Source organism: Enterococcus sp. DIV1090, assembly GCF_050537975.1.
In the GTDB taxonomy this organism is placed as follows: domain Bacteria; phylum Bacillota; class Bacilli; order Lactobacillales; family Enterococcaceae; genus Enterococcus; species Enterococcus faecalis.
Genome location: NZ_CP172917.1, coordinates 1,030,866 through 1,043,481, shown reverse-complemented (window position 1 = coordinate 1,043,481; position 12,616 = coordinate 1,030,866). Strand labels below are relative to the sequence as shown.

Annotated in this window: 12 protein-coding genes; 2 read left to right on the top strand and 10 right to left on the bottom strand. The window is 35.1% G+C overall.

Annotated elements, in window-relative coordinates; translation table 11 throughout:
* The 4 genes from IGL48_RS05075 to IGL48_RS05060 form a co-directional block, all read right to left on the bottom strand.
* A complete protein-coding gene (locus IGL48_RS05075) occupies positions 1 to 1,041 on the bottom strand; it encodes an ABC transporter ATP-binding protein (RefSeq protein ID WP_002413403.1) in 1,041 nt (346 codons plus the stop codon).
* Between the two features lie 38 nt (positions 1,042 to 1,079).
* The gene (locus IGL48_RS05070) at positions 1,080 to 1,859 is read right to left on the bottom strand and encodes an ABC transporter permease (protein ID WP_002357916.1); all 780 of its coding nucleotides are present in this window, start codon (positions 1,857 to 1,859) and stop codon (positions 1,080 to 1,082) included.
* Complete coding sequence (locus IGL48_RS05065) at positions 1,852 to 2,688, bottom strand: ABC transporter permease (protein WP_002382189.1); 837 nt, start codon at positions 2,686 to 2,688, stop codon at positions 1,852 to 1,854. Before IGL48_RS05065 ends, IGL48_RS05070 begins: the two co-directional genes overlap by 8 nt.
* Positions 2,689 to 2,895: 207 nt before the next feature.
* The gene (locus IGL48_RS05060; protein WP_010824555.1) at positions 2,896 to 3,300 is read right to left on the bottom strand and encodes a hypothetical protein; all 405 of its coding nucleotides are present in this window, start codon (positions 3,298 to 3,300) and stop codon (positions 2,896 to 2,898) included.
* A 206-nt stretch (positions 3,301 to 3,506) separates the two neighbouring features.
* Here IGL48_RS05060 and IGL48_RS05055 point away from each other — a divergent pair, with 206 nt between their 5' ends.
* On the top strand, positions 3,507 to 4,268 hold the full coding sequence (locus tag IGL48_RS05055) for a WxL domain-containing protein (protein WP_025190706.1): 762 nt from the start codon (positions 3,507 to 3,509) through the stop codon (positions 4,266 to 4,268).
* 113 nt (positions 4,269 to 4,381) lie between these two features.
* Here the strand turns inward: IGL48_RS05055 and IGL48_RS05050 are convergent, their stop codons facing one another.
* From IGL48_RS05050 to alsS, 3 genes are all read right to left on the bottom strand, one after another.
* Entirely contained in the window at positions 4,382 to 5,464 is a 1,083-nt protein-coding gene (locus IGL48_RS05050) for a PA2928 family protein (protein WP_010824553.1), read from the bottom strand.
* A gap of 157 nt (positions 5,465 to 5,621) precedes the next feature.
* Positions 5,622 to 6,326, bottom strand: a complete 705-nt coding sequence (budA, locus tag IGL48_RS05045; protein WP_002357922.1) for an acetolactate decarboxylase — start codon at positions 6,324 to 6,326, stop codon at positions 5,622 to 5,624.
* 11 nt (positions 6,327 to 6,337) lie between these two features.
* Positions 6,338 to 7,990: an acetolactate synthase AlsS gene (gene alsS, locus IGL48_RS05040; protein WP_002357923.1), complete on the bottom strand. Its 1,653-nt coding sequence runs from the start codon at positions 7,988 to 7,990 to the stop codon at positions 6,338 to 6,340.
* A gap of 277 nt (positions 7,991 to 8,267) precedes the next feature.
* Between alsS and IGL48_RS05035 the strand changes: the two genes are divergently transcribed.
* The gene (locus IGL48_RS05035; protein WP_002396082.1) at positions 8,268 to 9,176 is read left to right on the top strand and encodes an LCP family protein; all 909 of its coding nucleotides are present in this window, start codon (positions 8,268 to 8,270) and stop codon (positions 9,174 to 9,176) included.
* Between the two features lie 72 nt (positions 9,177 to 9,248).
* Here the strand turns inward: IGL48_RS05035 and IGL48_RS05030 are convergent, their stop codons facing one another.
* From IGL48_RS05030 to IGL48_RS05020, 3 genes are all read right to left on the bottom strand, one after another.
* Entirely contained in the window at positions 9,249 to 9,950 is a 702-nt protein-coding gene (locus IGL48_RS05030) for a hypothetical protein (RefSeq protein WP_002377775.1), read from the bottom strand.
* Positions 9,951 to 9,953: 3 nt separating this feature from the next.
* Positions 9,954 to 10,787, bottom strand: a complete 834-nt coding sequence (locus IGL48_RS05025) for an ABC transporter ATP-binding protein (protein WP_010824551.1) — start codon at positions 10,785 to 10,787, stop codon at positions 9,954 to 9,956.
* A 351-nt stretch (positions 10,788 to 11,138) separates the two neighbouring features.
* Positions 11,139 to 12,602 (bottom strand): helix-turn-helix domain-containing protein, encoded by a 1,464-nt coding sequence (locus IGL48_RS05020; RefSeq protein ID WP_002369577.1) that lies wholly within the window; start codon positions 12,600 to 12,602, stop codon positions 11,139 to 11,141.
* Positions 12,603 to 12,616: the final 14 nt, after the last annotated feature.

The following is a 12,616-nucleotide window of genomic DNA, read 5'->3' as shown; positions in this document are numbered from 1 at the left end:
TTATTTTTCTAAAATAACTAATTTCTCAGCTGGAAAGGCCAAGTGAATGGTTTCGTTTGTTTCATATAACTGTTCACTTGTTCCATTAACCAGCAATGTACCTAACGCTGTTTCCACTTCATATTGATAGCTTTTCCCTAAAAATGTTCGGACAGCGACAGTACCTGCGACAGTATTAGTAGCAGCTTCTGAAACAATCTCAATGTCCTCTGGACGAATCGTTGCCACCGTCGTTGTAACATTTGGTTCAGGATTAGTCGTTTTCACTATTTGATTTGTTTGTGTCCGATAATGACCGGCTTCCATTTTTTCGACAGAGAAAAAGTTTTCAAAACCGATAAATTCAGCGACAAACTTAGTACGAGGCAAACGATAAATCGTTTCTGGTGAATCATATTGTTCAATCACGCCATTATTCATAATGGCCACTTTATCTGAAATAGAAAAGCACTCTTCTTGGTCATGTGTGACGAAAACAGTCGTAATGCCTAATTGTTGTTGAATCCGTTTGATTTCAATCCGCATTGCTACTCGCAATTTTGCATCTAAATTACTCAACGGTTCATCTAGTAGTAATAGTTTAGGTTCGATAATCAAAGCACGTGCTAGCGCAACCCGCTGTCTTTGACCACCAGATAATTGTTTTGGATAACGGTCGCCCAAGCTTTCTAAACCACATACTTTTAGCATTTCCGTGACTTTTTGGTCCATGGTTTGTTTGTTTTCTTTGCGTAATTTCAGCCCAAAAGCGACATTTTCTGCAATCGTTAAATGGGGAAATAACGCATAGCTTTGAAAAACCATCCCAAAGTTTCTTTTATGGACAGGAACCTTTGTTAGTTCTTCTTGGTCAACGAAAAACTGTCCGTCGTTTGGCTTAATTAATCCAGCAATCACTCTTAGCGTAGTCGTTTTACCACAACCACTCGGTCCTAATAAAGAAACTAACTCTCCTTTTTCCATTGAAATATTTAAATCTTTTAAAATATCTTGTTTTCCGTCATAGCTGACGCGAATATCTTTTAAATCCACAAAAGTCAAAATTTTCTCCTCTTTCTATCTCGTGCTTCTTCCATGTTTTAGGCAATGGAAGCTAGTCCCAACGTTTTTTCAATTAAAAACATTAAGCCCATTGTTAGTAGCATCAACAATACAGAAATTGCTGAAACAGTTGGATCATAATTGTATTCCATATAACTTAATAAAGAAGTAGGCAGCATCGTCACACCGGGACCTGATAAAAACATCGATACAGGAACATTGTTAAACGAATTGACAAATGCTAACATAAAGGCTGCAAAAATTCCTGAAGACACATTGGGTAAAACAATTTGAATAAAAGCTCGCAATCTTGTACAACCTAATGTCCAAGCTACTTCTTCCATTGAATAATCTAGTTGTTCCATACTTGACCCAACCACTCGAATAATATAAGGCAAACTAATTAAAAAATGCCCCATTAATAATCCTTGAAAGACAGGCAAACCTAATTTAATAACAATATATTGAAATAACGTATACCCGACCACAATTCCTGGAATCACAGTTGGGGATAAGAAAAAGCTTTTAATAAAGTTGCGCCCGCGAACGGAATAACGAGCCAGCGCATAGGAAGCCGGAATCCCTACTATTAATGCTAAAACAGTCGCTAATACCCCAATCAACAAGCTTAACTTAAAACTGTCCATAAACGTTTCCGATTGTAAGGCTTTGGCGTACCAATCTAAAGTAAAGCCTTTAATCGGAAATTGAATCGCTGCGGCTGTTCCAAAAGAAGTCACCACAATCAAACATAATGGTAAAAATAAAAACAGAAAAACTAGAATTGCAATAACAGATAGTCCTTTTTGCTTACGCATGATTTGCTTCTCTCCGATCTACTTTCTTAGCGACCATGTCTAGGCCTTTCATCACAATTAATGTTGTTAAAATCATAATAAATGCAAGAACACTCGCCGATTGCCAATCACCTAAAGTATTAGCCTTTTGATATAAGAAGGTCGACATCATCATTTTTTGGTTACCACCTAACAGCTGTGGCGTTGTATAAGCCGTTAAAGTTCCTGTAAACACTAATATACTTCCTACGATGGTGCCTGGAATTGATAAAGGTAAAACAATTTTCCGAAAAGCCGTCATTGGATTGGCGCCTAGCGTCTCAGCCGCTTCTAGCATTTCTCCTTCAATGTTTTCCATAACCCCAACTAAGGTCATAATCATTGTCGGTAAAAATAAATACACTGAACCGATAATAATTGCAAATTCTGTATACAATAAATTCAGCGGTTGCTCAATTAAGCCCGTTTTTAATAACAACGTATTCACTACACCGTTTTTTCCTAAAATGTTAATCCAAGCAAAACTTCGAATAACTGAGTTGGTTAATAGTGGAAACAAGGTCATAGCCATTAAAAAGCCACGCCATTTTTTGGAAACTCCAGCAATAAAGTATGCCGTTGGAATGCCCAACACAATTGAAATACCCGTCACAATTAACGAAACTCTTATCGTTCGCCAGAAAATTGAAACATTATAGTCATCTTTAAAAAAAGTAACATACTGATTTAGTGTCAAGCCATGATCAGTAAAAATGGTTGGCAAAATGCTAGTAATTAATGGAATCATTAAGAAAAATAATAATAGTACTAGCCCCGGTGCCACAATTAAATAAGGAACCTTCTTGTTCATTCGTACACTCCTCGTTCGTTTTTTCACTTCATCAGTATACGCAAGGAAAACGTATATTTCAACACATTTTCATCTTTTTGTTCGTTTTTAAACCCGAACGTTCGTATATTTTTTCGAAAAAGGTTATTAAAAAATAAAACACGAACATTAAACAAAAAAACACAAACAAGACTGTTTGTGTTTTTTGTCAACTTTTTTATTTATCATTTAATTTTCTTGGAACGTTTGATCCTTTTCCATCATTTTCACTATAATACCATCTTGATACACCTGATAATATCCGAACAATTCATTCTCTTTTGAGACACTATTCTTTTCAGATATAATTTGAACAACATAACTTCCTTTATTTGACTGCTTAAACGTATAATGAAACGCCGAGTCATTCGTTGGTATCCCTAAACCATTTTGTAAAAATTCAATCGCTTCCTGTTTAGTATAAGATTCTGCTTCTAATTGCGTTCCTAAATGCGGATTTTTTTGATCGACAAATTGTCTTACTTTGTCATTATTAGCAGACTTTTCTATAACGACTTCCTGTTGCGAATTCCTACTTCCTGAACAACCAGTTAATACAAATAAAATCACCAACAACCCCAAACACTTACTCAAAGTTTTCTCCTCCTCTCCCTTTTCATTAGTGATACCTGATGATTTCTTTTATATTTTAGCATGCTTGATATAACGAATGGTGCTCAAAAAAGACAGAATCAACAAGTAAAAATTGTCGACTCACCTTTCTCAACTAATATTAAAAACCATCTGTCTCAATATTTTCGAATTTCCTGTAAATTACTGATAAATAAAAACAGCTCCTTTTGCGTATACTTATATTATCAGCACCTAAAGGAGGAACTTTCTTGAAGCAAAAAAATCTACTCACTTATCAATCACTTGCAGCCTTGTTGCTAGTATTCAGTCTCTTTAGTTTTGACCCATCGGTTTCTTTTGCCACCCGTTCTGGAAAAACGCCTGTTTCAGTTGAACTAGAACTTGGAGGGCTGCCTGGCGATGAATCGGTTGACGATGCCATTGATCCTGATTTAGAAAATCCTAACACTAGTTTTGACTTGCTCTTTATTCCGAAAGAATTTACTTTTGAAACCCAAGCGATTTCTGGTGATTTAACGTCAGTTCCTATACGACCTTCTGAAGGCAATACTCATACAATGAGACACTTCGGGATGGGGGATGTTCGCGGAGCCTTAACTGGTTGGCATGTCACTGCTGAAATCCCACACATGCGAAACGAAGCTCATTCTTTACTAGGCATCATTACGTTTCAATTAACAGGCGGCTATGCTCGCTATGACAAAACGTTAAGGCGTTTCTTTATGACAAATACAATGTATGGACTGGATTTTTCAGAAGATCCTGCTGCACCCGACTTCCCGACCAACCCAATTATTATCGGTAACGGTGCGACTTTAATGAGTAACGCTGGTGATAGAAAAGGACAAGGAATGTGGAGCGGCCGCATGACCGATATTTCTCTTGCAATCCAAACCCCTGTTTCACAATTATTTCCTGGCGCATATACAGGTTCGATTATCTGGAATTTAATCACTGGACCTGCATAAAATAAAAAAACGCTTAGAAAACTAGCGGAATCACTACTCTTCTAAGCGTTTTTTTATATCATAAGGACTATTTGCTCCTTCTATTTGTCTAAGCATGCTTTACCACTTTTCGTTTAACGAATCACTTGGCCCCAACGGTAATCAAACTGATACTCTTGATTACCATTATTCAGGTTAATTTTGTATAAATAACGCGGGACTTTAATGAATAACGCATCCTCTACTTGAAAAGCTTCAATAGGTACATTTTCTTTAGTTAAAAGCAACGGTGTTTGCCACTCGTATGTTTTTTTCTGCCAATTGTATAAGCCAACTATCGCTTGATTACTTTGTCTTTTCTTGTATGACAGAACATAATAATTTGCTTCATCTTTCTTGCCTAATAAAACTGGTGCTATTAGTTGCTCTTCTAGTTTTCCTTGCACTGTTGTACGCTCTTCCGATGACAGCTTTTGACCAATTTGACTCTCATTTGAATCTACCGTCCATTTAGGCGCTTCTTGTGTTTGAAAGACTTCTTTGAAAGTTGGGTCTTGTTTTAACTGCCAATTTTTCAAATCTAATTGATAATATCGATTGTTTAATCCATAAATATAGAGATAGCGATTATCCATAAAACGATAATCAACGAAATCAGAGCTTAAATAGTCTTTTAATTCAGGGAATTTCTTCACTAAATCCGCTTCGGAAAACTCTTTTTTCCCTGTTTTTGTATCGAGTAAGTAAATGGCCTCGTTATCAGCATTATTCAAAACCACATATTGATCTGTTTGACCAATTAAATAATCACGCCAACCTAAACGTTTACTCCACATTCGTTCGCCCGTCTGACTATTAACAGAAATCACTTGGAACAATGAGTTACTGGTGCTAATGCCATTCGTTCGTCCATTTGGAATAATCATTCGCTCGATTGAAGTTAAGCCTTTCGTTTTTTCAGAATAAAACGTCGCACTTTTCCCTTCAATCGTTACTGAACGAAACATTCCGAAAAAGATTAAACCAGCAAAATGTACCACTGCAAGATAAACCAACAAAATTAACGCATAGGGAACCAGTCTCCTTGTACTCCGCCTTCTTATTAAGGAAATAACCAAAATACCACTAATTACTATAAAAATAATTGCTACAATGATGACAAAAATATCATGATAAAGCCAACCAGACAATTGCCAACTTCTATAAAGTGTGTCCATTACGCCATCCTTTCCAATTGTTATTTGCTTATTATAAAAAGGATACTATTTTTTTTTGAAAAATAACAACAAAAAGCGACGAACAGCAATAAGCCCATTCAAGTTGACTAACTAGGTCAACTTGAATGGGCGTGGAGAAATGTGCCTTGTTATTCAGTTATTCCGCTTCTTCAATTGCGGACAAAGCTTTTGCAATATCAATTTCTTTATTCCGATAATCAGCATCATGAACTGGAAAATGCTGTCGCAATTCTGCTGTTTCCATCCACGAAACAGTCCCTTGTTTAATGCCAAAATCAAGAATGTGCCCACCAAATTGGTGATCCTCACTGATAAAGTGCAAATGAAACCCTGCAGCAGAAGCACCATGAAATAATTTAGGTGTAAAGAACCCTACAACTGTTCCCTGAATATTCTCCGCTGTAAATTCAGGTTGATTGCGTGCTGCTTCTACAAATGGTGGATATGGTTTTTCTTGTTTAGGTGCCACACGGACATGCATCTTCGCAAAAAGACCGCTAATTTTAATTGCCGCAAAAAAATTAGGACTAATTTTTTCTAAAATTTGTGCTTTAATATTTTCATCGGTTTCCGTTGATACAGGGAATGCGCCATCTTCTTGAAAACGAGTAACTGCGGCATATGGCGTTAATTCTTCGCCTTCTAGAATAGTAATTTCGCCAGTTTGATTTGCATGATACAATGTACCGTCCAATAAAATAATTTCGCCATTTGAGCCTTCTAATGTCCCAATTCCAAAATCACCTTGCGTGAGTAACGTACCAATTTCTGCCGTTCCTGCCATCAAACTTTCCATTAAACCGCCTAGCGTACCATGTTGATAAACATATTGTTCGCTCATTTTTCCATCTCCTAATAAAGTTGATCTGGTAACAATGTTTTACCTAATTCTTGATTATCTGAATAATCCACAGGAACATCAATAATCACTGGGCCTTCTGTTTGCATTCCTTCTTCTAAAGCTGCGGCAAATTCTGCTTGTGAATGTACTCGAACCCCTTTGGCTCCAAAAGCTTCAGCATATTTCACAAAATCAACTGGACCAAAATCTACGCCAGAGGATCGATTATATTTCATTTCTTCTTGGAATTTAACCATATCATAACTACCATCATTCCAAATAATATGCACGATATTTTGCTTTAAACGAACCGCTGTTTCTAATTCTTGCGCCGAAAATAGGAAACCGCCGTCCCCAGAAACAGAGATAATTTGTGTATTCGGACGAACCAGCGCAGCCGAGATTGCCCAAGGCAAAGCGACACCTAATGTTTGCATACCGTTACTAAATAATAAATGACGCGGTTCATAACTTCTAAAGTGGCGAGCCATCCAAATGTAATGGCTCCCTACATCAACAGTAACTGTCATTTCATTCGTGGTTTTTTCTTGAAGCGTTTGAACAATTTCTAATGGATGTAATCGATTTTCAATTGTACTTGTTTTTACTTCTTTAATCGTTAATTTTTCTTGAAGCGTTTCTAAATAATCTTGCGCATCTTCTGTTAATATTGGTTCACTAAATGCTTCTGATAATTTCAAAATATTTTTAGACATATCACCAATTAGCTCTTCTTCCGGTTGCATATATTGGTCAATTTCCATTTGAACTTCATCAATAACAATAACGCGCGCATCTTTTTCTGCATTCCAATTACGTGCCTCATATTCAATTGGGTCATAACCAATCGCAATCACTAAATCACTTCTTTTTAACAAACGATCCCCAGGTTGGTTTCGAAATAAACCAACACGCCCAAAGAAATGTTCTTCTAATTCTTTTGAAATAATTCCTGCTCCTTGGAACGTTTCCACGACTGGCAAACCAGTTATAGCAACCAATTCACGAATGGCTGCGGTAACTTTTCGTGCAGAGGCCCGCATTCCTAAAAGTAAAACAGGTAATTTCGCTTGCTTGATTCGTTCAGCTAAAGCTGCGATTGTTTCTGCTGATGCATGGCCCAGTTTCGGAGCCGACAAAGGCTTAATTGCTTCGCCTGTCACCGGACTATCTGTGACATCTTGTGGGATCGATAAGAATGTTGCGCCTTTTTTCGCTGTTTTGGCGATACGGTAAGCATTGGCAATATTTTCAGATAATGTTTCTGGATCTTGAATTTCTGTACTGAATTTTGTTATTGGACTAAATAATGCAGCATTATTCATGCTTTGGTGAGTTAATTTTGACAAATCGGACCGTTTCACCTGTCCAGCCAATGCTAAAACAGGGTCCCCTTCTGCAGTCGCAGTTACTAACCCAGTTGCTAAATTGCTGGCACCAGGTCCACTAGTTGCAATAACTAAGCCAGGCTCTCCCGTCAAACGACCAATCCCTTGTGCCATAAAGGCTGCATTTTGTTCATGTCGAGCTAAAATTAATTCTGGACCTTTGTCAACTAATGCATCAAAAACCCCATCAATTTTTGCACCGGGAATCCCAAAAATATAGGGCACTTCGTGATTGATTAAACTTTCTACTATGATATCTGATCCTTTTTTACTCACTGTTATACCTCCGATTAAAATCTGTACTAATTACAAATACAAAAATACCACTAAAATTCTAATTAATCAACAATGAAACACCTTGAAAACGTGTAATATACTAATTCGCATATTTTAATAGAATTGAGATATTTCAAAAGATTAAGCAAAAATAATGCAAAATACCTTAAAGTTTTATAGTCTTTCAACAATTATTATATACTTCTTCACTAAAAATTAGTAAGATTAACCTATAAGAAAAAAATCACAACCTGTGATAAATTATTGGAGGAAAAATATGTCAAAAGGGAAGAAAATTTTTGCCATTATCTTTGGAATTATCTTGGTTCTATTTCTTGCAGTTGTTGGAATGGGGGCAAAACTTTATTGGGATGTTTCTAAATCAATGGATAAAACCTATGAAACAGTAGAACGATCTAAAAAAAGTCAGGTCAATTTAAACAATAAGGAACCTTTTTCTGTTTTATTATTAGGGATTGATACAGGCGATGATGGGCGTGTCGAGCAAGGTCGTTCGGATACAACAATTGTTGCAACAGTTAATCCTCGTGACAAGCAAACAACCTTAGTCAGTCTTGCTCGCGATACCTATGTTGATATTCCAGGTCAAGGAAAACAAGATAAATTGAATCACGCCTATGCTTTTGGTGGGGCATCTTTAGCAATGGACACAGTTGAAAACTATTTAAACATACCTATTAATCATTATGTTTCAATTAATATGGCTGGTTTAAAAGAATTAGTCAACGCGGTTGGCGGAATCGAAGTGAACAATAATCTGACTTTTTCTCAAGACGGATATGATTTTACGATTGGTAAAATTTCATTGGATGGTGAACAAGCACTCTCCTATTCAAGAATGCGTTACGAAGATCCTAATGGTGACTACGGCCGCCAAGAACGTCAAAGAAAAGTGATTGAAGGCATCGTCCAAAAAGTCTTAAGTCTTAATAGCGTAAGCAACTATCAAGAAATTTTAACAGCTGTTTCTGATAATATGAAGACAGATTTAAGTTTTGATGACATGAAAAAAATTGCCTTAGATTATCGCAGTGCCTTTGGTAAAGTGAAACAAGACCAACTTCAAGGTACTGGTTTTATGCAAGATGGTGTTTCCTATCAACGTGTGGATGAACAAGAATTAACTCGTGTCCAACAAGAGTTGAAAAATCAATTGAATAACTAAGTAAAAGCATGTACCAGACAATAAAATACGTCTGATACATGCTTTTAAAATCTTAAATCGAACTATCCTTACTCAAAAATCAATTCGTAGTATTTTCCAATGATTTATTCCGTATAACACTAGTATGCTTACTAAACAATAAAATAATTCATCCATCGTTCCTGAACCCATCCCTAAAAATGTTAAAATGTAAAAAGGAGACTGCAAAAGAACGACCCATCCGATAGTTGATGCTCCAATATTTATTAAAATAGGAACAATCATCACAAAAACTAAATTAAAGATCGTTAAAGTCACTCCCTGTATATGAAAGAATAAATACATTGTTATACCTAAAACTAAGTAGAATAACGGCAACAGTATATAAGAAGCTAATAGGACAGTCAACACTTTCCATGAAACAGCTACTGAAAGAACCATGCTTAAAAGAGCACAAACACCGATTAATAAAAATCCTGCTAACAAGCCCAAACATAGTCCACAAATCAACAGCGAGAACAAATAAAGATGGCGACCTTGCCTCGTTTTAAAATAATAATCACTAATTCGTGAGCCTTGATCGTCAACAACAAAGGACACTACTAAAATCGGTAATAGCAAGCTGTTAATAAAATTCATCGCACTGATATAATCATTTACATCAAACATATCGCCAAAAAAATAATTTAAAAATGGTGGAACTAACCCTAAAATGGCAAACATAATGAGATAGCTTCCAGAAAACCAAAAAATTCTGCGCTGAATATCTTGTTTTAACACAGCTTTTACTTTCATCTCTTACTCCCCTTCTACTAATGAAAAATAAACATCTTCTAAATTTAGTGCATGTTTTTTCATTTCTAATGGAATGATGTCGTTTAAAACCAACTCTTTCAAGAACAACGGATAATCTGCTTCCGAAATTAACCAAAGAGGATGTCTTTGTTCTACGCCATCAAAAAGAGCACTAATTTCACTCACTTTGTCTTCGTTTTCTTCATCAAAGGTAAATTGATAGACTGATACTTCTTTTCCTAAAGTGACTGTTTGAATAATTGCTCCACTTTTAATAAAATACGCTCGATCGCACAACTTATCTAGATCCCCTAAAATATGACTGGAAATGACAATCCCTATATGTAACTCTTTTGCTAAGTGCTTTAGTGTCTGAATGGTCGCTTGTACGCCATCTGGATCTAAACCGTTCATTGGTTCATCTAAAATAAGCAGCTCATTTTTGTTAATTAAAGCTAACGCCATTCCTAAGCGCTGCTTCATACCTAAAGAAAAATCTTTGACTTTCTTTTTCCCGTAATTTTTCATATCAAATAGTGATTCTACGTAATCAACTGAATAACTCTCTTTTGAAAGAGCACGAAAATAATTAAGATTTTCTCTTGCTGTTCTATTTGGAAAATATTTAGGTCCATCAATTAAAACACCAATCCGTTCTTGTCCAACGACTTTACCTTGAAAATTAACAATTAACCCACTCATGATTTTCATTGTAGTCGTTTTACCTGCACCATTTGGACCAATTAAACCTACAATTTCACCTGGTTCTACAGTAATTGAAATATTTGTTAGAATTTCTTTTTTATCAATGGTTTTTGAAATATTTTCTAATTGCATTAGCAACACTCCTTAACTACAATTTTTTTCAGCCTTTAGTTCGTAATAGCAAAACAAGCCAATCCCTATTAATTTAACACTAATTACTACCATACCAAATGCAACCATTACTACTCGCTCCTTTCTATACTTTCAATTACTAGCATAGCAAGAAAAATAATCATTTTTTAGTGTAAAAAAATCCGCTATTTGGAAAAAAAATAAAAGAAACAGCGCCGGCAATTATCCTTCAGCGCTGTTTCTAAACTGACTAAAATTGTCTGTTAGCCAATGTTGCTTTTGTAAGTAAACAAAATTAATAGTAGTCGATATGTTATTAATTTAAAATGTAAAGCTCGCAAAAAAGTAGCTTTATTTATCATTGCAATGGGTTATTTTATAAAGAATTTTCTCTAAATTCCGCCAGTTGCGTTCTGTTGGTATATTTTTCATCAGTAGTAAAGTCGTTCCTTTTGTATCAAAATAATAGTTAGAAATCACTAAATCGACTTCAGATGCATCTACTTCATAATCATAAAAAGCCAAGGGATAAGCTTTACCAAAATAATTTTTTATTTTATTCATCAACCATAATCGATGAGTATGATGTAAATCGTCTGCAATTAAAATCTTAATGGGCGTCAATTTCTTTAACAACAAATCATAATAATCTAAAACATAGTAATAGTTTAAGAAAAGTTGTTCCCAATTTTTTAAAATTTCTTTGACCTCTTTTGTTGCCTGCTCTTGCAAATCTCGATGAAAGTTCTCCATCAGTTGGGCTATTTCCGTATTTTGTCTTTTAATTTCATTAATATAAGACTGATTGAAAAATAAATCAGTATTACCGAAAAAGAATTGACTTCGCTCGTGGAATGCCACAAAGTTAAAAATTAATTCAGAATCTGACAAATCCAATTGAAATTGATAGTCTTTTTGCGTGAGGTTATTTAATAGCAATACAGCTTGGTAAGACGTAGTATGATGCAATTTATGTGCTAATGCATGACTAACTTCATAGCGAGGATTACCATCAATCACTCCAAACGAGTAGATAATTCGATATATAAAATAGATCTCTTCTTCAGGCAGCGATAAGTTACACTTCTTCAGCCACATTTTTACTAAAGGAAAAGCTTTATCAGAATCAGCTACCTGTTTAATTTCATCTAAAAGTTCCACTCTTTTTTGTGGTGCACGTTCTAATACAATTGCTAGCCAATAAGAAAAAATTCGTTTCGGCAAACGTAACAATTCAATATCGTATACCTCTTCAAATTGTTCAATATATTGTTCAATCAACTTTTCAGAAATCGTAAATGGCCAGTCACCTGTACGTGAAGATTGCCAATAAAAATAATAATAAAAAGAACGACTCATGCTTTCTTGATTCTCTAGTTCTAAAGAGAACGTATGAAAGGTCATTTGATATCTTTTAAAATATTTTACTAATAATTTGGCATACCGAAAAACAGTCGAAACACTTGTAAATTGCGCATCTGCATAGTCTTCTAAATTTCTGTCTGGGTATTTGTACATATAATCAATCAAATTGAAATTATAAGATTGACGATAGTAATGCAAGTAAACATTATAGATAGGAAAATTAGCATCTTTATACATATAAAATCGTTGATTATTTTCATTTTTCAGTACAATTTTCCCATTAAATTGTTTAAAAATGTCTGATAATTCTTCTACATACAATAGAATAGATTTTGAAGAAACATTCAGTAAGTCTTTTAAATCTGCAATGGTTCGCCACTTGTTTTTTTCTAAGAGATAGTTAAATAGACGAATTTTCTTTTGAGAAGATTTCGTTAAAAATGTATGCACTTTATCAACCTCCT